We start from the raw sequence: 26,031 nt of genomic DNA, 5'->3' as shown, positions 1-26,031 counted from the left end.
CGCTGGTATTTATAATTATGAACTTTTTTTGAAGACAAACTAGCGCTCGTCTGAGACTTTCGCAAGAGGTCTATTGTATTCAGCTAGCCAGCGCCAAAAATCATACTATCTTGTAAAAGTAGGGTCGGATTTAGTTAGGAGCTATAGTGAGAGCGAGTAGACCCTTTCACGCAGGCGTCCTCTGCCAACGTTTTGTTTATTTGTACCCACTTACTTAAGTTAAATCAATCGGTATTTCATCCTGTGCCGCCAAATTTGATATAAGATCGAGCTAAATTTTTAGTGTGAGAGTAGAGGCGTTTGTGAGCCAACAAGATATTTTAAATTTAGCAAAAGAAGGCGATGCCAGGGCGATCGCATTTCTGATCAGCCAAGCACTCCAAAGCTTCGGCGTCACGGCTAAAGCCAGCCGGGAAAATGACACCCTGCATCTGCTGCTGGAAGCAGAACATTTACCCGCAGAAGAAGCCTGTCTCCGAGTCGCAGTCAAAGGGTTGCAGCGGCTGCAACCAAATAACCTTTACTCAGTGACAGTTTACGGGCGGCGCGACGGCGAGCAATTGCCCGCTTGGACTCAGACAGTAGAATTAAAAAAACGCTTGACTTCCGTACCCGTGAGTCCATTAGTTGCGGTGAATGCAGCAGTAGCTGCGAGTGCAGCAGTAGCAGCTAGTGTAGCCGCTTCTCCCATTCCTGTGACTTTGCCCAAGCTAGAAAAAACTCAAAACGTCACAACGGCGCCCCCTCAAACACCAGAAAAATCTCCGCCCCAACCCCCTCAAATCCCAACTCCAAAACCCCCAAACCAAAGGCAGCAAAAGCCATCGCCGCAGCCAGCATTAGCCCGCACTAAAACTAAAAAATCTGGGCTGTCACTCGCTGCTCTGAGTCTCATTCTCGTGCCGATATCCGGCTTGGTTCTGGCTTCTCAACTTTACAAATCCTCAACCACCGCTACTAATAACCCTCTAACGTCAAAGCCTGCGGTACAAGAAGTGAGCTCGACACCCGCAGCCAAACCCCTGCCCGCTCCAAAATCGCCATCTCCGGCTGCCAAAAAACCTGCCATTGTGCCCGCCACTGTCAGCATCAAAGCAGTTGGCGACATGATCCCCGGCACAAATTATCCCTACAACAAACTGCCGGCAAAAAAAGAGATGTTATTAGAGTCGGTAAAACCGTACCTCAAAGGAGCTGATATTCTGTTTGGCAATTTTGAAAGCACGATGACCGATCATCCTTACAGTTCCAAAGCAGGCGGCGGACGAATGCTGTTTGCCTTTCGGACGCCTCCGAGTTATGCCAAAATTTTCAAAGATGTTGGTTTTGATATTTTAAATGTTGCCAACAATCACTCTTACGATTTTAACGAGCAAGGATTTAAGGACACGATTAAAAACATCGACAGCAACGGCATGAAGGCTGTTGGTAAAAGAGATCAAATTGTGTATCAAAATGTCAAGGGCGTGAATTTTGCATTTATCGGTTTCAGTAACTACGGCGAAGTTCACAATTCTTTGCTGGAACTGAAAGCGGGAGCAGAAGTTGTCAAAAAAGCCAAGGAAAAGGCTGATATTGTAGTGATATCAGTTCATGCTGGAGCTGAAGGAACGGGAGCTATCAATGTGAGAAATAAAACTGAGTTCTTTTACGGAGAAAACCGGGGAAATATGGTTTTGTTTTCGCGGACGATGATTGATGCGGGAGCCGATTTGATTTTGGGCCATGGCCCGCACGTTCCGCGAGCAATGGAACTTTATAAAGGTAAATTGATTGCTTACTCTCTGGGAAATTTTTTGGGTTATCGCACTTTGTCTACAGCAGGAGCACTCGGTCAATCTCTAATTTTAGATGTGAAAATGACTCCGCAAGGGGATTTTGTTTCTGGTAAGATTATCCCCGTCCAACTTGACGGGCGAGGTGTTCCGGCTGTTGATAACAAATTTAGAACTGTGGGGTTGATTAACCGTTTGACAAAGAGCGATTTTCCCAATAGCGGTTTGACAATTGATGACAAGGGGCAAATTTTGAAAAAAAGTAAGTAGTCGTTAGTCGTTAGTCAGTAGTCATTAGTCATTAGTCATTAGTCATTAGTCAGTAGTCAGTTGGTAGCGGGCACTCACAGGCATCGCCCCTACTTACTGCCTACTGACTGCTCATTTCTTTCAAAGCTTCTTTCATTTCGTCTGCAGTCGTCGTTGCCGTACCGAATTGACGCACGACAATACTAGCCGCCAAATTGCCCAAAACTGCCGCTTCCCAACCCGATGCACCGACGCACAAAGCTAAAGTCATTGCTGCTACAACTGTATCTCCAGCACCAGTTACGTCGAATACATCAGTCTTGTTAAAAGGGGGAATGTCCCAACTTTGAATGGCAAATTCCCCCTTTTCACAAATGGATGTTGGAGGGGGTGAATTTTTGATTTCTTCGCCGTTCGCCCTTTCAAACAAAGTCATCCCTTCTTCGCCGCGAGTAATCAGGATTTTTTGAGCTTGAGTTAAGTTCAATAAATCGCGTCCTGCTTGCATTAAAGTTTGAGGGTTTTTGATAGCATATCCGACGGCTTGCTCGGCTTCTGGCAAGTTCGGAGTAAACAGCATTGCTCCAGAATATCGCTGCAAATTTATTTGAGCGTCTACAATTGTTTTGCCGGGAACCACTGCAGATTCGATCGCCAAATTCGTCCAAACTCCGTCGCCGTAGTCGGAACAAACCACTGCATCTACTGTCGGTATTTGCTGCCGGATGTAGTCTGCCAGTTGCAACTGCAAATCTAAATCCGGCAACTCGTCCGATTTGCGATCGACTCGAACAATTTGCTGAGTCACCGACTGCCGCGCGTGCCCGGAGATTCGAGTTTTGGTGACAGTTGGACGCTGCGAATCGATTAAAATCCCACCCGTATCAATTCCCGCTGCCTCAAAAATACCGCACAAAGCCTTTCCCTGGTCGTCTTTTCCCACCAAACCAGCAACTTTTACTTTGCCTCCCAGTTTGGCTAAATTATAGACAGCATTTGCGCCACCTCCGGGTACTTGCTGAGTATTTTCGTAGCGCAAAATCAACACAGGTGCTTCGCGGGAAATTCGCTCTACTTGTCCGGTAAGAAACTCGTCCAAGGTCAAATCTCCGATCGCTAATACCTGCGCTTGATCGAAGCAGTCTAATCTTTTCAATAATTGCTCTGTTGAGGCACGCAGTTGAGGCAAAAAATCGGAATAGTCGTTAGTCATTAACCAAAAAAATGAGACTGAGGAGTTGATAATTGAGTGTGGAACGAGCGGGAATTAAAAATCCTAATATTAATTAATAATTAATTTCCTCCCTTGTTTTATTTTTAACTTTTAATTGATTTTCTCACTGGGATTTTGATAAACCAGTTGCAGGCTATTGGCGATCGCACTCGCTCAAACAATTTGGCAAAAAAATGCGGATAAAATCGCAGCCTTTGAGACTCAACTGAAAGTTTCACGGTGTGGAAGTTTCCTTCTACATAAGTGCCTTCAAAAAACAGCAGAATTATTTCAATTTCTGCTTGATGATCGTAATCACCTGAGTCATTTGTTTTTTGAGTGCATCAATTTCCGCTTGCATTTTCGCCATTTTGGCAGTCATCGCCTGAATTTCGGCGGCGCCCCCTCCAGAAGTGGGTGCAGCGGCGGCGACTGGGGCTTCCGGCACTGGTTTCTTTTTGGCCAGTACCATCGCCGATTTGATCGCCTCGGTTAGCTGCTTTTTCTCAAACGGTTTGGCGATGAATGCAAAAAAATGCTTCTCAAAGGGTTTCGGAATTTTTTCCATCACCTCTTCTTCGCGGCCCGACATGATCACCAAAGGTATCTTAGAAAGCTCAGGATGGGCTTGCACTTTTTGATACACTTCCCAACCGCTGACTTTGGGCAGTAGGAAATCTAACATAATTAGATTTGGCCGGGCTTGACGGATCAGTTTGAGTCCCTCTTCGCCGTCTTTTGCTTCTAGAATTTCAAAGTTACCCTGAGGCAACATCTCTCGGACTCGGAGGCGGATGACTTTACTGTCATCGATTACCAAGATTTTTTGACCAGCCACGACTGACTCCTTCAGTAATGAATGAGTGATGATTTGCAACCTTCAGTATATCCCTAACAGAATTCTACCCATAATTCTGGGCGAGTTTAGTTTTGTTGCACCTTGGTGCGATTCTGATTTCGGGTGATACTCCTACAAGTTCAGGGGCTTTGATTTCGGATACGATCGAAGGAATTAACTTGCTCGCCACTTAATTATATGTCGCCCCAAATTCCTCAAACTCCTACAGTCAAAGCAATTGCCACCCAAATGCGGGGTGAAATCGAGGCGATGCCGGAGTGGTTGCGTAGGCCCGTTGGCAAAGCTAGCGAACTTTCCCAAGTGCAAAAAATTATCAAACAGCGGCAAATTCACACGATTTGTGAGGAGGGGAGATGTCCCAACCGGGGCGAGTGCTACGCGCAAAAAACGGCGACTTTTTTGTTGATGGGGCCGACTTGCACCCGCGCTTGTGCTTTTTGTCAAGTAGATAAAGGTCATTCTCCGATGCCCCTCGACCCGGAGGAACCGCAAAAGGTGGCCGAAGCTGTGCAGTTGTTGGGTTTGCGCTATGCGGTGCTGACTTCGGTGGCGAGGGATGATTTGCCGGATGGGGGTGCGGGTTGGTTTGCCAGGACGATCGCCCAAATCCGTCTTCTTAACCCGGATACTGAAATTGAGGTACTGACGCCGGATTTTTGGGGGGGAACGGGTAGGGGCGGTGCCCCCGTGCCCGCCCCCGATGGGGAGAATTCCGGCCTCGATGAGTTGCAGCGACAGCGAATTCGCACGGTGGTGGAGGCTAAGCCGGCTTGTTACAACCACAATATTGAGACGGTGCGTCGGTTGCAAGGGCCGGTGCGGAGGGGGGCGAAGTACGATCGCTCGATCGACGTTCTGCGTATTGTTAAGCAATATGACCCAACTATTCCCACCAAATCCGGTTTGATGTTGGGGCACGGGGAAACCGAAGCCGAGATAGTCGAAGCGATGATTGATTTGCGGGACGCCAAGTGCGATCGGCTCACCCTCGGTCAATACATGAGACCATCTCTAGAGCACCTCCCAGTGCGTAAATACTGGACGCCAGCCGAATTTGACCGTTTCGGGTCGATCGCGCGGGAGATGGGGTTTGAGCACGTGCGATCGGGGCCTCTCGTCCGCAGTTCCTACCACGCCGGAGAGAGCGATTGAAATTAATTTGAATTCCACTCGGTATAAACTCCTTGTTACAAAAAATAACTCTAGAGGATTGTGCATAAGTGCGACGCTCTCTGCTATTTGTAAATACAGTGACATTATGAATTAGGAGCTTTACCTATGGCAGAGATAGCGAAGAACCAATTAAAATCCGACTCCGTGATGAAAACGGGCAAATTCCCTTACACATTTCGCGCAGGCTGGTTTCTCTTGCTGTTAGCAATCAATTTTTTGGTTGCAGCCTATTATTTCCATATCATTGAATAGTTCTGCAACTTAATTTTTAGCAGACCCTGCTGTTCTCGACCTCAACGTCAGAGAATGGGAGAGGGGGAGAGGGAGAAAGTTTTGAGTTTTGAGTTGGGGAGAATATGACTTCATCCCTCTTGCTTCTGACTACTAACTTTTTCCCTATTCCCTATTCCCTCTTCCTTCTGACTCGTGACTCCTGAATCCCGACTTTTGCTCAATAATTAATCCGTGTATCCGTGTCGTACCTTTCCTCTTCCCTATTCCCTCTTCCTTCTGACTCGTGACTTCTGAATCCCGACTTTTGCTCAATAATTAATCCGTGCCCAAATCCGTGTCGTGCCTTCCTTCTTCCTTCTCTAGCGATTTCTCGACGCTTCTAGCTTTGACAAGCGTTCTTGAATTTTAATAACATCTTGCTTAGTTTCAATTGCCAAGGTTGCTAAATTGTCAAACATCGGGTCTCCCGACAGCGTTCTAGGATTTGTGCGACCAGAACCTGAAGGGGAAGAAGACTGAGGCCGGTTAACTCTAGAACTTTGATTCTGCAAACTGTAGATTTGTCCTCGGAGTTCAGAAATTTGACGTTCTAATTGAGTAATGCGAAATTCTAATTGACTTGTGGATTGAGCTGGTGTAAAAATTGGTGCTACAGCAATTGCTAAGGCACAAGCAAGACACAAAAAACTGATTTTTAGGGCGCGATGGCGATTTTTTTTCGGCATAGCTTTAATAATTTAAATAATACCAGTTCTACGATAACAAATCGCCGATATTTTTGGTCTCTATCAGAAGTATGTCTTATGGCAAGTAGGAATGTAGCTATTTTAATGTTCGATGATGTCGAGGTACTGGACTTTGCAGCCCCTTTTGAAGTGTTTTCGGTGACATCAGAATTAAGTAAAGGCGATCAACCTTTTGCCGTCTCTACCGTAGCCCAACATCCCGGTGCTGTCAACGCCCGCAACGGTTTGAGCATAAATCCCGACTGCACCATTTTCGATTGTCCGCCACCGGATATTTTAATTGTACCGGGAGGGCAAGGTACGAGAAAGTTAATCAATAATTCAGCAGTTGTTAATTGGATAAAAGATTGTGCGCCAACAGCAGAATTAGTGCTTTCTGTCTGTACGGGTTCGCTGCTTTTAGCAAAAGCTGGCTTGTTGGAAGGTTTGGCAGCAACTACCCACAATCAGGCATTGGAGTTATTGAGAGAATTAGCTCCTAACACAACTATTATCGAAAATCAGCGATTTGTAGATAACGGCAAAATCATCACTTCTGGGGGAATTGCTGCGGGAATTGATATGTCTTTGCACGTTGTCGGGAAACTTTTGGGTACAGGACAAGCAGAACAAACAGCAGAGCACATGGAGTATAAAATTGGGAATTAGTAATTGGGCATTGGACATGGTTAATTGTATAATTTGCGTGTATGGGCGAGTTTTACCAATAATAATTGCCTAAAACAAACAATCTCGTAAACGCGCCCCGCCCATACACGAAGGATGCTACCGGACGTGATATCAAGCATCTTCGCCCCAAACTTTTAGTTGTAAATAGACTAATATCAAAGCTATAGCCATCAGGAAAGTTGCTGCAGCGGCTGCATAGCCAAAATCAAATTGCGAAAAAGCTTGCTCGTAAATATAATAAACTAGCAAATTAGTAGAGTTCAAAGGGCCGCCGCCGGTGATGACGTAAACTTGCTCGAAACTCCGCAGGGTAAAAATAGCAGTAGTGACGGTAGCAAATACTAAAGTCGGCCGCAAACCGGGTAAAGTGATGTACAAAAATTGCTGCCAAGCATTAGCTCCATCCAATTCTGCGGCTTCGTAACGATTTACCGGAATTGCTTGTAATCCTGCTAAAAATACTACCATATTAAAGCCTAATTGTTTCCAAACACTGAGCAGAATGATCACTGGCATTGCCCAAACTGTGCTACTCAGCCAAGGAATTGGATTTAAGCCGATCGCACTTAGGGCATTATTCACCGGGCCTTCGGTTTGAAACAACCACCGCCAACCCAAGCCAACTGCAACTAGAGAGGTAATCGAAGGAATAAAATAAGCGGTGCGGAGAGCTCCTCGCCAAGCAAACGAGCGATTTAGCAAAACTGCCAAACCCAATGGAATCACTAAACTGGGAATGACTGTTGCAGTAGTAAAATAGAGCGTGTTTTGGAGAATTTGCCAGAAATCCGGGTTTGTGACTAGACGCCAGTAGTTGTTGAAGCCAATCCAACGCACTCCCGACTGGGTAAAGCTGCCGCTGGTAAAGCTGAGGTAAAATAAATAGGCGATCGGCCAAATCAAAAAAGTACCCAAAAACAGCAAAGCTGGGGCCAAGAAAGTCCAAGCTGCGATCGTATCATTATCCAACCAGTTAAAACGCCCAAATTTAATCCGAACCATTGGCTTGTAAATTTTAGCTTTTAGTTTTAAATGGTATCACAATATAGGTCAATGTCAAAATGAATCTTCTCGATATATTAGCTCATTTACCCACTATAGAAACTGAAAGGCTCCTGCTCAGAAAAATTACTTTAAACGATGCTAGCGATATGTTTGAGTATGCTTGCAACCCGGAAGTATCAGAATACACAATGTGGTCAACTCACACATCTATCGAAGATACTAAATACTTTCTAAAATCCATTACTAAAATGTACAAAAGACGAGAGCTTGTAGATTGGGGAATCGTCCACAAAGCCGAGAAAAAATTTATCGGTACTTGCGGATTTGTAGAATGGAGCATGACGCACAGCCGGGCGGAAATTGGCTACGCACTTTCTAGAAGATATTGGGGCGAAGGATACATGAGCGAGGCTGTCAATGCAGTGATTGACTTCGGTTTTCGGGAGATGTTGCTGAATCGAATTGTGGCTCGATGTGAAGTTAACAATATTGCTTCAGCTAGGGTGATGGAAAAAGTGGGGATGCAATTGGAAGGGATATTGCGACAGCAGCTATTTGTAAAAGGCAGATATTGGGATCTAAAACTTTATTCGATTCTCAGGGAAGAGTTTTTTGGTAATATTGTAGAATAGGGTTGAATCAGTAAGTCACATAACCAAATATACTTAGGACTTAGCCAATATTTCCATGTAGAGTGCGACCAAGCACCATTTACCTCTATAGTAGAATACGAGTGAATAGTTTTTATCTTGATGACAAGCGAATTTCTTGATAGTACCCGCCACGTGATTAATCCGTGGAATCAATCCAAAATCTAAAATCTAAAATCCTCAAGCCCCGAATTAATCCGTGGGGTCGCCTCCAAAATCTAAAATCTAAAATCTAAAATCGAATGACCGCTAATCCAGTATCTGTTAATTCCAATGCCTGCCTCATTTCTCCTGAGATTGGCAAAAGTGCGTTAGCGAAGCCCGCCCCTACGGGGGCTACGCCAACGAAGAGAATCGCTCCCGCTCACACTCCATTAAAAGTAGGAGTTTTGGCATCAGGAAGCGGCAGCAATTTCGAGGTAATTGCCCAAGCCATCCAAAACCAACAACTCAACGCTCAAATCCCAGTATTAATTTACAACAATCCCGAAGCCAAAGCCGCAGCCAGAGCCGAAAAATACGGCATTCCCTCGATTCTTCTCAATCACCGCGACTGCAAAAGTCGCGAAGAATTAGATACAAAAATTGTCAAAACTTTCCAAGATTATGATGTAGAATGGGTCGTGATGGCGGGTTGGATGCGAATTGTTACCAAAGTTTTGTTTGATGCTTTTCCCGATCGCGTTATAAACATTCACCCCAGCTTACTGCCGAGTTTTCCAGGAATTCGCGCCGTCGAGCAAGCACTAGCCGCCAAGGTTAAAATCACTGGATGTACGGTGCATATCGCCCGTTTAGAAGTAGACAGCGGGCCGATTTTAATGCAGGCTGCGGTGCCGGTATTGCCTGATGATACAGCAGAAACACTGCACGCTCGAATTCAGGTGCAAGAGCACAAGATTATGCTCGGTGCGATCGCACTTATTGCCGAATCTAATCAAAAAGATTGTGACTAAAAACCTCACCAGTGCCGCATCTATTGCCCAATTGCCCGTCAGCGAATCACCCGAAACAGGCCCGCCGCTGACTGACTCCAATCCCCTGAAATTAATTCTCAAAGAAAGGCTCAAAAAGAACATCGGCATCAAGGGAGAATTCTATCTGCCTTGCTTGCCATCGATGCTAGACGACTATCTTAAATTACTCTCTGACTTCTTAAACATTCTCGGACAAAACATAGACGCTGCCCAAGCCGAAAACTTGCGAACATTAATCGCCAACGCCTTAGCAGAAGGATTCAAAAATTCCCCCCACGCTAATCTAATAGTCTCATACTTTCCCGCCAATTCCCAAAGCGGTTTAGCTGGCGGCATTACTCTGAATACCCAGATTCAAATCGAATCAATGGCCCAAAAATATCATAGCTGGCCGGATATTCGCCCCGAACCTTTATTCGGCAGCAATCCCGATGCCAAAGTCATCGCCATTGCTGCCGAATTAGGCGAACCGGGAAAAACACCTATTTTAGATGTCGGTGCAGGCCCAGGGCGCAATAGTTTGCCTTTAGCAAGGTTAGGCCATTCCGTGGATGCGATCGAACTAACACCGATATTTGCCGAGAAGCTATCAGCAGCAGCAACCGCCGAAAACTTGCCGATAAATGTCACCCAAGGCGACGTTTTAGACCCATTATTGAGGATGAAAACTTATCGGTACAAATTAGCCATTGCTACCGAAGTTCTCTCTCATTTCCGCTACCCCGAACAAATTCGTCTTTTTCTGGGTAAAATGTCCGATGCTGTTTTAAGCGGCGGGTTTATATTATTCAGTGCTTTCTTAGCTGTAGAGGGGTACGAACCCGATGAGATGGCAAAACAAATGTCTGAATTGTGTTGGTCTTATCTGATTACCAGGCAAGAATTGCAAGCAGCAATCGAGGGTTTGCCGTTAGAAATTATTTCTGATGAATCGGTAATTGAATACGAACAGAAACATTTGCCTGACTCTGCGTGGCCGCCGACACCTTGGTTTGTCAGTTGGGCTAGCGGGCGCGATTTATTTTCTGTGCAACAAACACCGCCGTTAGAGTTGCGGTGGATACTTGTTAAACGCTTGTAGCTAAATTAGTAGAGTGTGTCAGAAGATATAGCCAATCCTAAATCATTGGTGAATTTCTTACTCCCTCCCCTTAGTAAGGGGAGGGTTGGGGTGGGGTAAAACATTTACAACTCATTTAGGATTGCTATAATCATCGATAAAATAACGCACTCTGACGCACCGTAGGACAATTTTTAGCGGTTAAAAATCCAATCCTAAATCTCGGATGCCCGCAATTGTCCGCAGGCTGCATCTGCTTCTAATCCGCGAGAATAGCGCACGCTAACTGCAATTTTCTTTTCCTTCAAAGTCGCAACGAAACTGTTAATTCGATTGGGAGTCGGTCGCTTATATTCAGCTTCCTGAATCGGATTATAAGGAATCAAATTGACGTGACACTGAAAGCCGCGCAACTGACTAGCCAACTCGGCTGCGTGTTCTGGCAAGTCATTCACACCTGCTAAAAGTACGTATTCAAAACTTAATCTGCGCCCAGTCGATCGCACATATTCCCGACATTCTGCGATTAACTCACCCAAAGGATAAGGGCGGGCGCTAGGAATTAACTCTTCGCGCAATCTTTGATTGGAAGCGTGGAGGCTGACGGCGAGGGTAACTTGCAGTTGATGTTCAGCTAGTTGGCTGATGCGATTGCGAATCCCGACTGTGGAAATAGTGATGTTTCGCTGTCCAATTCCTACGTCTTGATTCAAACACTTGACAGCAGCTACAACGTTATCGAAATTCAGCAGGGGTTCGCCCATTCCCATAAATACGATGTGGCTGACTCTGCGGCCGAAATCTTGCTGTACTGTCAAGACTTGATCGACGATTTCGTTTACTTCTAAATTGCGCTTGAAACCGCCTTTTCCGGTAGCGCAAAAGTCGCAGCCCATCGCGCAGCCAACTTGGGCTGAGACGCACACAGTCAGCCGTTTATCGGTGGGAATGCCGACTGTTTCAATGATTTGACCGTCTGCCAATTTTAAGAGATACTTTACGGTGGCGTCTGGTGCGACCGATCGATAGTGAATTGTCGATCGCCCGATCGGAATTTTAGCAACAGTCTCGCGCCACTGTTTCGAGAATACAGAAATGTCAGAGATCGATCGCGCACCTTTCTCATAAATCCACTGGTACAACTGCTTTCCCCGATAAGCCGGTTGTCCCTGCTGCTGCACCCACTCCGTTAACTCAGCTAAACTCGCCCCCAGCAAGGGCGGAATTTTACCCGACTCAACAGCCAAAGCAGCAGTCTTGCGAGACTGATTCGCACCCCTGGAATTACCAGAAGAGTACACCTGAGAAACGGAAGTAGGAGACATAGGTCATCAGAAAATTTAAAGCCATCCTCCATATTAAAACTTCTCGACCAAAACTGCCGTTAATCCTCCTCAAGCCACTTATGCAGAAGCCACAAGGTATAGCAAGCAACCGCGCCCGACGGTTCGGACGTTCTTAATGGCCTTTTCCCCATACGGTATTCCTTCTTCCTTCTTCCTTCTTTTTTGGCAAAATTCCCCAAATATTGCGTGTAAATGACCGCAGCCACCTAAAATAAACTCTGGAGTTTGTTAAAGGGTGTGCAAATTTAACAGTTTTCCATCACAATTAATGCAACTTTTATGGTGCTAAATATTCTTGCTCTGCCCTTAGCGTTTCAATTTACATCGCCCGGCCCAATTATCTTTCAACTTGGCCCCGTAGCCATTCGCTGGTACGGGCTGTTGATAGCTTCTGCCGTCTTGATTGGGGTCAGTCTGTCCCAATACTTGGCCCAAAAACGCCGCGTAAATCCCGAATTATTGGGTGATTTGGCAATTTGGCTGGTTCTGGGCGCTATTCCCTGCGCTCGAATTTATTACGTGGCTTTTGAGTGGCAGCAATACGCCCAGAGGCCTGAAGATATTATTGCAATTTGGAAAGGCGGAATTGCAATTCACGGGGCGATTTTGGGTGGAACGATCGCAGCTTTAATTTTTGCGAAAATCCAGCGAGTTTCTTTTTGGCAATTGGCAGATTTAATCGCGCCTTCGGCAATTCTCGGTCAGGCGATCGGACGCTGGGGAAATTTTTTTAACTCCGAAGCTTTTGGCAGTCCTACGGATTTGCCTTGGAAACTCTATATTCCGCCAAACAGCCGCCCGCCCGCCTATGCTAATTTTGAATACTTCCACCCCACATTTCTCTACGAATCCCTGTGGAATTTGACAGTATTTGGGTTGCTTCTAACTTTATTTTTCCGCGATTTGCAGGGCAAAATTCGCTTAAAAACTGGTGCTTTATTTTTGGTTTATATCGCAGCTTACAGTTCCGGTAGAGTCTGGATTGAAGGGTTGCGAACTGATAGTTTGATGTTCGGGCCGCTGCGGACGGCACAGATGGTAAGCTTGACTGGGATTGTGTTAGGGTTGGGCGGGTTAGCTTGGCTTTATTTGCTCGATCGACCTTTACCGGATGTTGTCTCCCCCAATAGCGATCGGGCAAATATCACTCCGAAATTGCCAGAGGATCAATAAAAAACCCCAGAGAGGTTAGTCTCTAGGGTTCAAAACCAGGGTGCATCTACCATCTATTACTTCCAACCAAAATAGGTACATCCGGAAGAGTCCGTAAATTTAGCAAATTTTTTAGCAGCAATGAGTTTGACAGAGATTGAATCCCTAATTCCAGGGGTATACATTGTAGGTGGAGGCCCAGGAGACCCGGATTTGTTGACTGTTAAGGCTCAAAAATTACTGGCTGCAGCCGATGTCATATTATTTGCTGACTCGCTAGTTCCAGAGCAAATTTTGCAGGGGGTACGCGCGGATGCTGAAGTGATCCAAACTGCCGATAAAACCCTCGAAGAGATTGTACCTTTGATGGTGCAACGAGTGCGCGAGGGAAAAAGCGTCGTCCGCCTGCATTCTGGCGATCCCTGTTTATACGGGGCTGTGGGTGAACAAATGCAAGCTTTGGCCTCCGAGGGAATTGCTTTTGAGGTAATTCCGGGAATTAGCGCTTTCCAACTTGCGGCGGCTAAACTTAAAATTGAGTTGACAGTTCCGGGAATTGTACAGACAATTATTTTGACCAGAATTAGCGGTAGAACCGAAGTACCAGATCGCGAAGAATTGGCGAGTTTAGCGGCTCATCAAGCGAGTTTGTGCCTGTACTTGAGTGCCCGCCATGTGGAAAAAGCTCAAGCTAAATTGATGGAACATTACCCATCGGATTTGCCTGTAGCGATTTGTTATCGGTTGGGCTGGCCCGATGAAAAAATTGTCCTGGTTTCTCTTGACAAAATGGCCGTTGCTACCCGTGAAAATAATTTGATCAGAACGACAATGTATGTGATTAGTCCGGCATTGGGAAAATCAGCAGCAGGGCGATCGCGCTTGTACCATCCAGAGCACGATCGGCTTTTCCGTCAGTAGTCATTAGTCAGTAGTCATTAGTCATTAGTCATTAGTCATTGGTTAGTTCCAATTACCAATGCCCAATTACCAATTACCAATGCCCAATGCCCAATGCCCATTCCCCATTCCCCATTCCCCATTACCGATGAAAGATTTAACTCGCAGACAATTTATTACTGTCACCGCATTAAGCGCCGGATTTGCGTTAGCAGTTCATCCTATTGCGGCTGCCGTTATCAATACCGATGCTGCTGGTTTAGTTGCAGGTGAGGTAAAAATTCCCGTCAAAGACGGCTCAATTCCAGCCTACAGAGCAATGCCAGCCAGCGGCAGCAATTTTCCAGTAATTTTAGTAATTCAAGAAATTTTCGGAGTTCACGCCCACATTCAAGATATTTGCCGCCGTTTTGCTAAATTAGGTTATTTAGCGATCGCCCCAGAAATGTTTGCCCGTCAAGGTGATGTTTCTAAACTCACCGAGGTTCAAGAAATTATTAGTAAAGTTGTCTCGAAAGTTCCCGACGCTCAAGTTATGTCTGATTTAGATGCAACCGTAGAGTGGGCACAAAAATCAGGAAAAGGCAATATTAATAAGTTGGGAATTACAGGATTTTGCTGGGGTGGCAGAATTGTTTGGCTGTACTCTTCCCATAACCCGAAAGTCAAAGCTGGAGTGGCTTGGTACGGGCGTTTGGTTGGCGATTCTACGGCTTTAACTCCCAAACAGCCGATCGACATTGCAGCAACTTTGAAAGTGCCTGTATTGGGGCTTTACGGGGGCAAAGACCAGTCAATTCCCAACGATACAGTTGAGAAAATGCAGGAAGTTCTCAAAACTGGCAGCAGTGGTTCGGAAATTGTGCTTTATCCAGATGCGCCGCACGCTTTTAACGCCGACTATCGCCCCAGTTACCGGGAAAAAGAAGCTAAGGATGCTTGGAAACGGATGCAAGATTGGTTTAAAAAGTATGGAGTTTCATAATAGTTGTGAGTTGTTAATTTTCACTGAAAACTGGTGTCAAGTTTGGGATCTAAAAAGGGAATATTAGCGAATAGCCCTTAAGACAGGTGGGTTTGTGGACCCGACATTGGTAAACTGAGCGGTGTAGAATTATCGATCGAACAGGTAAGCCCGTGCTAGACGAACAAGCTAAAAAGACCATCTTGCGGAAAATCCCTCACGGATTGTACATCTGCGGTGTCAAAGACGGGGAGGAAGTCAACGGTTTCACCGCTAGCTGGGTGATGCAATCTTCCTTTACCCCTCCCTTAGTTGTCAACTGCGTTAAGCAAGACTCCAAATCCCACGGCATGATCAAAGCCAGCGGTGTCTTTGCTTTGAGTTTCCTAGAAGCAGGGCAAAAAGAGTTAGCCCAGAAATTCTTCAAGCAGCAGCGCCGCGTTGGCAATAAATTTGAAGATGTAGAATTTTATCCGGGCGCGGAAACTGGTTGTCCGATTATCTCGGATTCTCTGGGTTACATCGAGTGCAAAGTTGTCGGTTCTGTGGAACACGGAGACCACACAGTTTATGTGGGAGAAGTTTTGGCAGCCGGCGTCCACCGAGAAGGAAATCCGTTGCTGCTAGAAAGCACCGGTTGGAATTACGGAGGCTAAAGACTTGGCAGTTGGCAACTGGCAGTTGTCAGTTGTCAGTTGTCAGTTGTTAGTTGTTAGTTGGCAGTTGTCAGTTGTTAGTTGTTAGTTGTTAAGGGAGGCGAGTTAAAATTAATAAAAAATCGGCGACAATTTTGTCGGCATTTTCTTCTGTCAAAATTGGTACGTGTACAAAAATACATTTGGTGCTAAGTTGAGAATCTGCAAGGTGTTTTAAAACTGCATAATACAGGGCTTCGCAAACAAATTTTCCGGCTTCGTGACTGATTTCTGTTGCAGCTAAATCAGCGACTAGCGGTTCGAGATTAACTGATGTTTGCCGAATGTCGCGATCGCAGCAAGCGCAAGATTCTATAGTTAATTTTTGCCTGCTTTCGGCCATACCGCAGCAGATAATAGTGTCGGGTTGGAGTTGGTTGATTTGGGCGATTGCTAAATTAGGTGCTAGCTGAAAATCTACTGGCAGTTTCCTCAAAAAAGTCAGGGAATCAGGCAAAGATTTGATTTGGGAAATCTTAGCTAATAAGTCGTCGGAAGAATTGGATTTCTGATGGGGAAGCCAAGTATCAAATGAGGTGAGCAGGATTTTCGCCGTCATATTTGTGCAATAATACTGATATTGATAATATAAGGCAAGTAAGTCAATGTCTGTCATTGCAGTAGTGGACTATGACATGGGCAATCTGCACTCGGTCTGTAAAGGCTTGGAAAATGTGGGTGCAGTGCCAAAAATTACAGATTCTCCTGCTATGATCGAGCAGGCTGATGCGGTGGTTTTGCCGGGAGTGGGTTCGTTTGACCCGGCAATGCAGAATTTACGATCGCGCAATTTGATAGAACCGATAAAAAGGGCGATCGCATCGGGAAAACCTTTTTTAGGCATTTGTTTGGGTTTGCAAATTCTGTTTGAAAGTTCCGAAGAAGGCGTAGAACCGGGATTGGGCGTTATTGCGGGAAAAGTGCGCCGATTTCGCTCGGAACCGGGTTTGACCATTCCCCACATGGGATGGAATCAATTGCAATTTACTCAGCCGGATTTGTCGCTGTGGGGAAATTTACCGTCTGATCCTTGGGTGTATTTCGTGCATTCTTATTATGTCGATCCAGTTGATGGGGAAGTGCGATCGGCAATTGTGACTCACGGCAGTCAAAATGTGACGGCGGCTATAGCTAAAGACAATTTGATGGCCGTGCAATTTCACCCGGAAAAGTCTTCGAGTACGGGATTGCAAATGCTGTCAAATTTTGTCAGTCAGGTGAGGGCAAAAGTTGCCGTTTAGGCGATTTGTGCAAAACCCGGTTTGTGGTATAAACCGGGTGTTTATAGTTTTAAATGATAGCAGTTTCAATAAAGAATGCAACTGTAAGTATGCACCAAATTTATATTTATTCAGTCATCCCCAATCTAAAATCTAAAATCTAAAATCTAAAATTGTATGAGTCTGAGAATCTCTGGCAATCGCCAAATAAAAACCCTGCCGGGACTCGCAACTCGCCCTACACCTTCGCGAGTCAGAGAAGCTTTATTTAATATTTGGCAAGGGACGATCGCAGATTGTAGATGGCTTGACATTTGTACCGGCAGCGGTTCGATGGGTGCAGAAGCTTTGTGTCGTCAAGCCGCGAGTGTCACAGGCATCGAACAGTCGGCGAAAGCTTGTGCAATTATCCGCGAAAACTGGGAGCAAGTAGCAGACTCGTCCCAAACATTCCAAATACTGCGGGGAAACGCGACAGCGAAATTGGCGACACTAGCGGGGCAGCAGTTCGATCGCATTTACTTCGATCCGCCCTACGCCAGCGACTTGTATGAACCTGTGTTAAACACGATCGCCAGCCAAGAAATGCTAGCACCAAACGGCGAAATCGCGATCGAGCACAGCCCAGAGCGATCGATACAACCGATTTCCGGCCTAGAAATTTGCCGCCATAAAATATACGGCAATACAGCATTAACCTTCTACAGACGCAGTGGCTGACAGGCTCAAATAGCAGCAGCCTCACGCCTGGAGACTGAAAGAAACCGGGTTTCCGGGCGTGGGCGCGCCCCCGCTACAAAAAGTTTTTCCCTTGGATACAATACAAATTTTTCCGATGAAGTTAAGCTTTGTGCGTAGGTTGTCAGAGCAAGTTGCCTCAGCAATTGACGAAATAAATGGAGTTTAGGCTGAAAATAAAGACTTTCAGTTGTAACATGAACCCAAAGTGTGAGTGTGAATATTCCTAAAGGAGTGAATATGGTTCAGACACCTTCGCGCCCTCGTGGCAGCGAGTTTCCGGCTGCTAACTCGGTACAGCCAGTCAAACGCGATACGATTCTACTGGGAGATAGCCTCCCCCTGCCCAATACCAAACTCTTCGGCACAGACGGCATTCGCGGGAAAGTTGGAGAATTGCTGAATGCACCCCTAGCCCTGCAAGTCGGCTTCTGGGCTGGACAAGTTCTACGCCAAAATACCTCCAACCAGGGGCCTGTGATTTTGGGGCAAGACAGCAGGAATTCCAGCGATATGCTGGCAATGGCACTGTCAGCGGGTTTGACGGCCGCCGGTTTGGAAGTGTGGAATTTGGGATTGTGTCCCACTCCCTGCGTTGCTTATCTGGCAAGTGTTTCGGAGTCGGTCGGCGGAGTGATGATTTCGGCTTCTCACAATCCCCCAGAAGACAACGGCATTAAGTTTTTCGACTCAAACGGCTCGAAGCTGTCGCAGCAGTTGCAGGAACAAATCGAAGCGGGAATCCGAGGGGCAAAAATTCCGGTTGCTAGCTTGGCTTGGGGACACCACTACCATCGCTCTGAGTTGGTTAAAGATTATGCCACTTCGCTGTGTGATTCGCTGCAACAGATGAATTTGGAGGGAATGCGGATAGTTTTGGATTTGGCTTGGGGGGCGGCCGCGGGTTTGGCGCCGGCGGTGTTCGCGCAAATGGGGGCGGATGTGATCTGTTTGCACGACTCTCCTGATGGATCTCGTATTAATGTTAACTGCGGTTCTACTCATCTCGACAGTTTGCAAGCGGCTGTTTTGGAACACAATGCCGATTTGGGATTTGCTTTTGACGGGGATGCCGATCGAGTTTTGTGTGTTGACAACCAAGGTCGAACGATTGACGGCGATTACATCCTTTATCTGTGGGGCCGGCAGTTGCGCGACTCCGAACAGTTACCATCCAATTTAATTATTTCTACTGTAATGGCTAACCTCGGCTTCGAGCGAGCTTGGGAAGAATTGGGGGGCAAACTAACTAGAACCGACGTGGGAGATCAGTACGTTCACGCTGAAATGCAGCGCACTGGTGCGATGTTGGGCGGCGAACAGTCGGGACACATTCTTTGTCCTCATTACGGTGTCAGCGGCGACGGTTTGCTGACCGCTTTGCATTTGGCTTCGCTGGTGCGCCAGTCCGGGCAATCTTTGGCACAGTTGGTAAGTGGCAGTTTCCAAACTTATCCGCAGTTGTTGCGAAATATTCGGGTTGAGGATCGCGAAAAACGCCTGAAATGGCACGAGAGCGAAGCAATGCAAAGTGCGATCGATCGTGCTACAACAGCAATGGGAGAACAGGGACGGGTTTTGGTGCGCGCTTCTGGCACTGAACCGCTAATTCGAGTTATGGTGGAAGCTGCCAGTGCCGAGTTGGCTAATTTCTGGACTGAAAATTTAGTTTTAGCCGTTCAGCAACACATAGCTATCTGATGGAAATGGGGAATTAATCTGAAGGTAGAAGGGAGAAGGAAGAAGGAAGAAGGAAGAAGGAAGAAGCCTCTAGAGAAATATAGGGGCTATTGAAACCAATTTCTCATTCTTTATTCCTTCTTGTTTACTCCCTCTGTCCTAAATAACTAAATCCTTCTTTCTTCATTTCCCCATTTCTGATTGTATGAACACCAAATCAATTCAAAATGGGCGGCTGCATCGAATTTCGTTAAAAATTTTAATTGTCGTCATATTAATAACGGGGATATGGTTCCGCTTTACTAATCTGGATCGCAAAGTCTATTCGTTCGACGAATCTATCACCTCGCTGCGAATTTCTGGCTACACTTGGACGGAAATGGTGCAGCAAGATTTTCAAGGCAAAACAATTAGCGTCGCAGATTTCCAGCGGAAATACCAACAGATAAATTCCGAAAAAACTTGGTGGGATACTGTTAAAGGTTTAGCTACAGAAGAACCCCAACTATCGCCGCTGTATTTTATTTTAGCCCGATTTTGGGTGCAGTTGTTCGACCCGCAAGTGGCGACTGTCAGAAGTCTTTCAGCTTTGATTAGTTTGTTAGTTTTTCCCAGCATTTATTGGCTGTGCTGGGAATTATTTCGCTCTGCGTCTGTGGCATGGGTGGCTGTTACAATCATTGCTGTTTCACCATTTCACGTCTTGTACGCGCAAGAGGCAAGACCGTACATGATGTTTGCAGTCCTGGTTTTGTTGTCGAATGCAATTCTGCTGCGGGCGTTAGCGAAGCCCGCCCCTACGGGGGCTACGCCAACGAAGAGGATCGCCCTACAAAATTCTCCCAGCACATCTAAATTTAGTAAGGCTGTTTGGTTTATTTATGCGATCGCCCTGACTTTAGGACTGTATTGTAGTTTATTATTTTTTTTAGTAATATTGACCCATGGCATTTATGTAATTATCCAGGAGAATTGGCGTTTTGGCAAGACATTAATTACTTATTTAGTAACTGCCACAATAGCAATAATTCTTTTTGCTCCTTGGATTTGGGTATTACTGAAGAACGCGCCAAAAATCGAAGCAACAGTAGGCTTGCCCCGCCTTTCCCTGTCTTTCATATCTTCACTTAAACCTTTAATTCTCATTACCTGCCGAATATTTATCGACACGCATTGGGCGGGCGGAATCATCAAATCTGGTTCTATAAATATGACTACAGATTTAATCAGAGTGATTGTAGTAGCCGTATTGCTGTTAGCGATCGCACATTCAATATACTCGCTCTGCCGCTCAACTCCTAAACGAGTTTGGCTGTTTGTCTTGACAGCGATCGGAATTACAGCGATAGTATTGATAGCAGTGCGAGGCGTTGCCGATCGCTATCTGGTTCCCTATATTTTAGCAATCCAGATAGCTGTTGCCTACCTATTCACCGCTAAAATTAAAGTCGCTACCAATCCCCGCCAGCAAAAACTGTGGCAGCTCGGTTTAATAGCCATAATATCGAGTGGAATAGTTTCTTGTGCCGTCAGCTCACAGTCGCAATTGTGGTGGAACAAATATCCTTCTAGCACTAAATACAATCCGCAAGTAGCGGCGATTGTAAATCAAGCGAAAAAACCTTTAGTAATCACTCACGGAGGTAACAACATCACAGGAAAAATACTGTCTGTCAGCTATCTGCTGAAGCCGCAAGTACAGCTTTTGTTGGCAGTTAAACCCGAACAAGTCAAAATTCCTGATGGTTTTAGCGATGTATTTCTCTACCGAGCTACAGAAGCATTAAAATTTGAACTAGAAAAAGTGCAAAAATATAAAATTACATCAATTTACAAACCAAGCGATGGCTGGCTTTGGCGTGTAGAGAAATAAGCAAAGTGGCAACTGCAAATGATGATTTCTGTTGTGATACCTACCTACAACCGTGAACAACCTCTGCGAGAGACATTGGCTGATGCGATTCGGCAAAATTACCCGAATTTTGAAGTGCTGGTAATTGATCAAACTCGCACCCACGAATCGGAAACTCAAGTTTATTTAGAGCAATTGGCAAATGCGGGCAAAATTCGCTGGTTTCGGGTAGATTGGGCTAGTTTGCCTGCTGCTCGAAATTATGCAGTGCGGCGCGCAGTGGGAGAGATTATTTTATTTATTGATGATGATGTACAATTGCCAGATGGTTTTTTGGCAGCTCACGCTGACAACTATTTAGAAAAACCCGATGTGGGATGTGTGGCGGGCAGGGTTTTTGACAGAATGAAACTGGATAATTCTGGAGGCGATTTGGCTATCGAATATTTGCCCTCAGAAGCGATGGATGCGGGCATTGCCTGGTATTTTATCGATTTGGTACATACAGTCAAACCGCAGCAGGTGCTCTCGGCTAGAGGCTGCAATATGTCATTTCGCAGGCAGGTTTTTGCCGAATGGGGGCTGAGGTTTGATGAGCGGTTTGCAGGGAGTGCGGTGCGGGAGGAGTCGGATTTTTGTTTGAGATTGCGATCGACGGGCATGAAAATTTGGTACGATCCCAATGCGTGTTTAGTTCACTTGGGGGAAGAGAGCGGCGGGTGTCACGATGTCAGTACGCGATCGATCGAATATCAAGTAACATTTTATCACAACCATTTCCTCATGGGATTGAAAAATTTAACAGCTTTTCAATGCCTGCGATTTTTTGCCAAACTATTTGACTGCCACGTTTTGGGAAATCCACCTTGTTATAAAAGTGCCTCGCCCATTAAAATTATAACTAGATTTGCTTTTTATATCCTGGGTTTTCTCAGTGCTATCAATACACTAATTCAATCTCTGTGGAATGATGGACAAAGTTATAGCCATCAAGACAAGATTAACGCTCAATAATTACCTATTCCCATTCGCCCTTCCCAATAAATGAGAATTCTCGTGGCTAGTCACACCTATATTGTGGACATTAATCGGGAAAAATTCAAGATATTAGCCAACCTAGAACCCGATATTGAAGTAACAGTTGTAGTGCCGCAGCGTTGGAAACCTGGAGGCGTACAAAATAAAATTATAGAAACGCAATTTTATCAAAAAGGCTCATTTAAAGTAGTCCCCGTCTCCAACTTTAGTCAAAACAATCAAGGATTGCTAACTTTTGGTAGAGATTTAATTGAACTTTTGCAAAAAATTAAACCGCAGATCATTCAAGTTGAACAAGGTTCAAAATCCCTCGCTTGTGTTCAATTAATTTTACTAAATAAACTGCTCAAACTCCAAGCAAAAAATATATTATTTACTTGGTGGAATCTGCCTTATCAATTGAATTGGCCCATTTCAGTCTTAGAAAATTACAATCTTCAGCACACCGACGGAATTATTGCAGGCAACTTAGATGGAGCTAAAATTTTGCGGCAGCGGGGCTATCAAGGTGCGGTAAAAGTAATGCCACAACTCGGAGTAGATGAAACTTTGTTTTGCCGCACTGGTAAAGACGCTGATTTATCGCGCAGGTTAGGAATTAAACCGACCGATTTTGTGGTAGGATTTGTAGGACGATTTGTCGAAGAAAAAGGATTGTTGACTTTAGCTGAAGCCTTGGCAGGGTTAAAAAAAAGCTCTTGGAAGTGGCTGTTAGTAGGACAAGGAATATTGCGAGCGCACCTCGCCGAAAAATGTAGAGAATGGGGAATCAGCGACCGAATAATCTGGGTTGAAAGCGTTTCCCACGAAGAAATTCCCCCTTACATTAACTTAATGAACTGTTTGGTATTGCCTTCGCAAACTAGCTATAAATTCAAAACTTTGACCACGGTGGGCTGGAAAGAACAATTTGGTCACGTTTTAATTGAAGCGATGGCCTGTCACATTCCGGTGATTGGTTCCGACTGCGGGGAAATTCCCCACGTCATCGGCGATGCGGGTTTATTGTTCCCAGAAGGAAATTCCGGGGTTTTGCGAGAGTGTTTGCAGAAATTGATGGAGCGGGGCGAGTTGGCTGCTGATTTGGGCGATCGGGGTTATCATAGAGCGATGAGCAATTATACAAATAAAGCTTTAGCTGAGCAGTTATTGGAATTCTACAAAGAATTATTGTAACTTTTAGCTATAATGCAAGTGTTAAATAAAAACTGTGGTAAATGTCTATTCCTCCCGATATACGCTCTTTGGTTAACGAACTCTACCAGGTACTAGACGATAGTGAGCGCCAAGCAACGCTGGGGCTTTTTGCACTTAGAAGAGCCATGTCTCTTTTTCCCCAGAATGAAATACTGATGCAATACTTTTCTTCAATCACCAATTTTCAATTCAACGTAGCAGGTACTCGCTTACAAGCAGAACACATTGTGGGCAATGTATTGATGGCTGGTGTGCCCCATGAAGATGTTCAAAAAGCAGGAGATTATTTAGCAGCCTTGCTAAAGATGGCTCCTGAATCGAGAATTATGATTGACAAAGTAGTTGAGAGATTAGAAGCATTGCCATGAAACAATTACCAGATGAAAGCCTACTGCTGGAAATCCTTGAAATTGTGAAAGCTGCGGAAGCAAAAGCCAGTGAAATGTATGAATTTTCCAAGGAAATGGCTCACAATACCCAAATTACAGCAACAAAGAGAGAGGAAGCTGAACAGCTAGATGGGAAGCCTTTTGCAGATAATTAAATTTGTAATGGGAGATGTTGGTATGTGGATTTAAATAACTATCCCTGATGCGGATTCTCCAAATTATCCCCTCAATTTCCTTGGTATACGGCGGGCCAAGTCAAATGGTACTCGGACTTTCTGCGGCCCTCGCAGCAAAAAACATTGATGTCACCATTATCACCACAGATTCTAACGGAGATATCGGTCAACTTCCTTTAGATGTTCCTCTAAATCAACCAATACAACAAAACGGTTATCAGATTATTTATTTCCGCTGTTATCCCTGGCGCAGATATAAATTTTCACTCTCGTTATTGCAGTGGTTAAATGAAAACGCGCGACAATTTGACCTGGCTCATATTCACGCTCTTTTCTCACCAGTAACTACCTTTGCAGCCACAATTGCTAGATATCACAAGTTGCCATATATTATGCGTCCCTGCGGTATGCTTGATCCCGCTGATTTGCAGAAAAAAAAGCGCTTGAAACAGATTTATGCCACGCTTTTAGAACGCCCTAATTTAGCAGGCGCTGCTGCAATTCATTTCACAAGTAAAGAAGAGGCTAAAATCTCAGAAAGATTTGGTTGGGGTAGCACAGGCAAGATGCCTGTGCCACGGGATTTGGACTGCACAGGCAAGATGCCTGTGCCACGGGATTTGGTGATTCCATTGGGGGTGACAGCAGGTTTGTTTCCTAAGAGATTGCGGGAATCAGAAGTGCCAATCATCTTATTTATGTCGCGAATTGAACCTAAAAAAGGGCTTGATTTGTTAATTTCAGCATTAGAAAGTATTTTGGCATCGGGCATAGAATTTCACTTTATTTTAGCTGGTTCAAATCCCCAAGATGCTGATTATGAAACACAAATTAAAGTACAAATTCAGAATTCAAGCTTAGCAAAATACACAAGAATAACTGGCTTTGTGAGCGGTGATTTAAAAGTTGAACTGTTGACAAAAGCCGACTTATTTGTATTGCCTTCTTATTACGAAAACTTTGGCATTGCTGTAGCAGAAGCGATGGCCGCCGGTGTACCTGTCGCCATTTCCGATCGCATACATATTGCGGAAGACATACAGCAAGCAGAAGCTGGTTGGGTAGAACCTTTGGAAATAGGGGCGATCGCCAATTCAATCAAATCAGCACTTCTGAATCCCGAAGAGCGCCAACGGCGGGGATTGAACGGCAAAGAGTACGCAAGAAAGCATTATAACTGGGATGCGATCGCCCAACAAACCATCGATGCTTACCAGGAGATTTTGTCATCTCTTAACTAATGCAACAGCCGCTTACCTTTTACTTCTTCTCCTGCTTCGACTTCTTGTGCCGCTGCTATCAGAATTTGCAGGCGAGATTTTTTCAACGCTGCTATTACTTTTAACAGCAGTAGACTCAGAGTTTGAGGTAGCAGTCGCGGATTTTCTTCTAATTATAATCGGAACATTAACAGAGCGACCGCAGGGTCTGCCGAAGGAATCTATTTTCCTTCGATAATCGCAGATTGCCGCCTCTGCAATCGGTTCTTGACAATCATTAATAAAGCTTTGCGCTAATTGGTAATTCTTGCCGTCTCCCTGCTTTGAGAAAAGTTCTCCAGCTTGCTGAAAATCTGATACGGCTTGCGATTTAGTTCCCAACATACAGCGAATAGCACCTCGTTCCAGATAAGCCAAACCATAATTAGGATTAATGCGAATAGCTTGTTCGTAATCCCCGATCGCCTTTTGCTTGTTTCCCAATTCATAGTATGCTTGACCGCGACCGAAATAAGCTTCTGCCAAGTTAGGATTAAATTGCAGCGCTCGATCGTAATTGTAAATTGCCTGCTGCTTGTTTCCCTGTTGGCCAGTAGCAATTCCCAATCCGAGGTAAGCTTGAGGTATGTTCGGATTCAGCGCTAAAGCTTGAGTAAAATTGGCTATCGCCCCCGGAACATCTCCCTTTTGAACTTTTAAAGAACCTTGGTTGCTGAAATTTGCAGCTTTTTGAGCGATCGCAACTCTTTGACTGATCACAGCGTGATTGGCTCGGTAATTACAGCACTTTGCTTAACGATTAGGTACAATATTAGAGGTGGTAAGAAAGAGAAAAATGAAACCCTACTCCCTAG

General features: G+C 45.2%; 27 protein-coding genes. 20 read left to right on the top strand and 7 right to left on the bottom strand.

Going from position 1 to position 26,031, the window contains the following annotated elements:
* Positions 1-302: 302 nt before the first annotated feature.
* On the top strand, positions 303-2,045 hold the full coding sequence (locus QUA03_RS23280; protein WP_333215370.1) for a CapA family protein: 1,743 nt from the start codon (positions 303-305) through the stop codon (positions 2,043-2,045).
* A gap of 100 nt (positions 2,046-2,145) precedes the next feature.
* Here QUA03_RS23280 and QUA03_RS23275 read toward each other — a convergent pair whose 3' ends face one another.
* Together QUA03_RS23275 and QUA03_RS23270 are read right to left on the bottom strand one after the other, a co-directional pair.
* On the bottom strand, positions 2,146-3,237 hold the full coding sequence (locus QUA03_RS23275) for a PfkB family carbohydrate kinase (RefSeq protein ID WP_333215368.1): 1,092 nt from the start codon (positions 3,235-3,237) through the stop codon (positions 2,146-2,148).
* 286 nt (positions 3,238-3,523) lie between these two features.
* Complete coding sequence (locus QUA03_RS23270) at positions 3,524-4,075, bottom strand: response regulator (protein WP_333215366.1); 552 nt, start codon at positions 4,073-4,075, stop codon at positions 3,524-3,526.
* Positions 4,076-4,273: 198 nt separating this feature from the next.
* Here QUA03_RS23270 and QUA03_RS23265 point away from each other — a divergent pair, with 198 nt between their 5' ends.
* Together QUA03_RS23265 and QUA03_RS23260 are read left to right on the top strand one after the other, a co-directional pair.
* Positions 4,274-5,248: a lipoyl synthase gene (locus QUA03_RS23265; protein ID WP_333215365.1), complete on the top strand. Its 975-nt coding sequence runs from the start codon at positions 4,274-4,276 to the stop codon at positions 5,246-5,248.
* A gap of 126 nt (positions 5,249-5,374) precedes the next feature.
* Positions 5,375-5,521, top strand: a complete 147-nt coding sequence (locus tag QUA03_RS23260; protein WP_332954628.1) for a photosystem I protein PsaX — start codon at positions 5,375-5,377, stop codon at positions 5,519-5,521.
* Between the two features lie 341 nt (positions 5,522-5,862).
* On the opposite strand, the gene QUA03_RS23255 is transcribed toward QUA03_RS23260, so the two are convergent.
* Entirely contained in the window at positions 5,863-6,228 is a 366-nt protein-coding gene (locus QUA03_RS23255) for a hypothetical protein (protein ID WP_333215363.1), read from the bottom strand.
* Between the two features lie 78 nt (positions 6,229-6,306).
* On the opposite strand from QUA03_RS23255, the gene QUA03_RS23250 reads away from it, so the two are divergent.
* Positions 6,307-6,897 (top strand): DJ-1/PfpI family protein, encoded by a 591-nt coding sequence (locus QUA03_RS23250; RefSeq protein WP_333215361.1) that lies wholly within the window; start codon positions 6,307-6,309, stop codon positions 6,895-6,897.
* Between the two features lie 132 nt (positions 6,898-7,029).
* Here QUA03_RS23250 and QUA03_RS23245 read toward each other — a convergent pair whose 3' ends face one another.
* Positions 7,030-7,920, bottom strand: a complete 891-nt coding sequence (locus tag QUA03_RS23245) for a sugar ABC transporter permease (protein ID WP_333215359.1) — start codon at positions 7,918-7,920, stop codon at positions 7,030-7,032.
* 59 nt (positions 7,921-7,979) lie between these two features.
* Here QUA03_RS23245 and QUA03_RS23240 point away from each other — a divergent pair, with 59 nt between their 5' ends.
* The 3 genes from QUA03_RS23240 (at position 7,980) to QUA03_RS23230 (ending at position 10,631) form a co-directional block, all read left to right on the top strand.
* The gene (locus QUA03_RS23240) at positions 7,980-8,555 is read left to right on the top strand and encodes a GNAT family protein (RefSeq protein ID WP_333215358.1); all 576 of its coding nucleotides are present in this window, start codon (positions 7,980-7,982) and stop codon (positions 8,553-8,555) included.
* 260 nt (positions 8,556-8,815) lie between these two features.
* A complete protein-coding gene (gene purN / locus QUA03_RS23235; protein WP_333215356.1) occupies positions 8,816-9,529 on the top strand; it encodes a phosphoribosylglycinamide formyltransferase in 714 nt (237 codons plus the stop codon).
* The gene (locus tag QUA03_RS23230; RefSeq protein ID WP_333215354.1) at positions 9,522-10,631 is read left to right on the top strand and encodes a class I SAM-dependent methyltransferase; all 1,110 of its coding nucleotides are present in this window, start codon (positions 9,522-9,524) and stop codon (positions 10,629-10,631) included. Before purN ends, QUA03_RS23230 begins: the two co-directional genes overlap by 8 nt.
* A 194-nt stretch (positions 10,632-10,825) precedes the next feature.
* Here QUA03_RS23230 and rlmN read toward each other — a convergent pair whose 3' ends face one another.
* A complete protein-coding gene (gene rlmN / locus QUA03_RS23225) occupies positions 10,826-11,935 on the bottom strand; it encodes a 23S rRNA (adenine(2503)-C(2))-methyltransferase RlmN (protein WP_333215352.1) in 1,110 nt (369 codons plus the stop codon).
* 300 nt (positions 11,936-12,235) lie between these two features.
* On the opposite strand from rlmN, the gene lgt reads away from it, so the two are divergent.
* The 4 genes from lgt to QUA03_RS23205 all read left to right on the top strand — a co-directional run bounded on the left by lgt (position 12,236) and on the right by QUA03_RS23205 (position 15,628).
* Positions 12,236-13,129, top strand: a complete 894-nt coding sequence (lgt, locus tag QUA03_RS23220; RefSeq protein ID WP_333215350.1) for a prolipoprotein diacylglyceryl transferase — start codon at positions 12,236-12,238, stop codon at positions 13,127-13,129.
* Positions 13,130-13,249: 120 nt separating this feature from the next.
* Positions 13,250-14,029, top strand: a complete 780-nt coding sequence (cobM, locus tag QUA03_RS23215) for a precorrin-4 C(11)-methyltransferase (protein ID WP_333215348.1) — start codon at positions 13,250-13,252, stop codon at positions 14,027-14,029.
* A gap of 127 nt (positions 14,030-14,156) precedes the next feature.
* Positions 14,157-14,993: a dienelactone hydrolase family protein gene (locus QUA03_RS23210; protein WP_333215346.1), complete on the top strand. Its 837-nt coding sequence runs from the start codon at positions 14,157-14,159 to the stop codon at positions 14,991-14,993.
* A 152-nt stretch (positions 14,994-15,145) separates the two neighbouring features.
* Positions 15,146-15,628 (top strand): flavin reductase family protein, encoded by a 483-nt coding sequence (locus tag QUA03_RS23205; RefSeq protein ID WP_333084418.1) that lies wholly within the window; start codon positions 15,146-15,148, stop codon positions 15,626-15,628.
* Between the two features lie 91 nt (positions 15,629-15,719).
* Here QUA03_RS23205 and QUA03_RS23200 read toward each other — a convergent pair whose 3' ends face one another.
* Complete coding sequence (locus QUA03_RS23200; protein ID WP_445304869.1) at positions 15,720-16,283, bottom strand: pyroglutamyl-peptidase I family protein; 564 nt, start codon at positions 16,281-16,283, stop codon at positions 15,720-15,722.
* Here QUA03_RS23200 and hisH point away from each other — a divergent pair.
* From hisH to hpsP, 9 genes are all read left to right on the top strand, one after another.
* On the top strand, positions 16,273-16,908 hold the full coding sequence (gene hisH / locus QUA03_RS23195) for an imidazole glycerol phosphate synthase subunit HisH (protein ID WP_333215344.1): 636 nt from the start codon (positions 16,273-16,275) through the stop codon (positions 16,906-16,908). The genes QUA03_RS23200 and hisH overlap by 11 nt on opposite strands.
* Before the next feature lie 156 nt (positions 16,909-17,064).
* Positions 17,065-17,607 (top strand): 16S rRNA (guanine(966)-N(2))-methyltransferase RsmD, encoded by a 543-nt coding sequence (rsmD, locus tag QUA03_RS23190; protein ID WP_333215343.1) that lies wholly within the window; start codon positions 17,065-17,067, stop codon positions 17,605-17,607.
* A 258-nt stretch (positions 17,608-17,865) separates the two neighbouring features.
* Positions 17,866-19,326 carry a phosphoglucosamine mutase gene (glmM, locus tag QUA03_RS23185; RefSeq protein ID WP_333215341.1) on the top strand — a complete coding sequence of 487 codons (1,461 nt, stop codon included), beginning with the start codon at positions 17,866-17,868 and terminating at the stop codon, positions 19,324-19,326.
* 184 nt (positions 19,327-19,510) lie between these two features.
* Positions 19,511-21,178 (top strand): glycosyltransferase family 39 protein, encoded by a 1,668-nt coding sequence (locus QUA03_RS23180; protein ID WP_333215339.1) that lies wholly within the window; start codon positions 19,511-19,513, stop codon positions 21,176-21,178.
* Between the two features lie 18 nt (positions 21,179-21,196).
* Entirely contained in the window at positions 21,197-22,171 is a 975-nt protein-coding gene (hpsN, locus tag QUA03_RS23175) for a hormogonium polysaccharide biosynthesis glycosyltransferase HpsN (protein ID WP_333215337.1), read from the top strand.
* A gap of 30 nt (positions 22,172-22,201) precedes the next feature.
* Positions 22,202-23,371, top strand: a complete 1,170-nt coding sequence (gene hpsO, locus QUA03_RS23170; protein ID WP_333215335.1) for a hormogonium polysaccharide biosynthesis glycosyltransferase HpsO — start codon at positions 22,202-22,204, stop codon at positions 23,369-23,371.
* A 41-nt stretch (positions 23,372-23,412) separates the two neighbouring features.
* On the top strand, positions 23,413-23,760 hold the full coding sequence (locus tag QUA03_RS23165) for a hypothetical protein (RefSeq protein ID WP_333084412.1): 348 nt from the start codon (positions 23,413-23,415) through the stop codon (positions 23,758-23,760).
* Positions 23,757-23,936, top strand: coding sequence for a hypothetical protein (locus QUA03_RS23160; RefSeq protein WP_333215334.1), 180 nt, complete (start codon positions 23,757-23,759; stop codon positions 23,934-23,936). Before QUA03_RS23165 ends, QUA03_RS23160 begins: the two co-directional genes overlap by 4 nt.
* 47 nt (positions 23,937-23,983) lie before the next feature.
* Positions 23,984-25,198: a hormogonium polysaccharide biosynthesis glycosyltransferase HpsP gene (gene hpsP / locus QUA03_RS23155; RefSeq protein ID WP_333215333.1), complete on the top strand. Its 1,215-nt coding sequence runs from the start codon at positions 23,984-23,986 to the stop codon at positions 25,196-25,198.
* 12 nt (positions 25,199-25,210) lie between these two features.
* Here the strand turns inward: hpsP and QUA03_RS23150 are convergent, their stop codons facing one another.
* Entirely contained in the window at positions 25,211-25,936 is a 726-nt protein-coding gene (locus QUA03_RS23150) for a tetratricopeptide repeat protein (protein ID WP_333215331.1), read from the bottom strand.
* Positions 25,937-26,031: the final 95 nt, after the last annotated feature.

Source organism: Microcoleus sp. S36b_A4 (genome assembly GCF_036700645.1).
Lineage (GTDB): Bacteria > Cyanobacteriota > Cyanobacteriia > Cyanobacteriales > Microcoleaceae > Microcoleus.
Note: the sequence above shows the minus strand (reverse complement) of the source record. Positions and strands in the feature narration are given on the sequence as shown.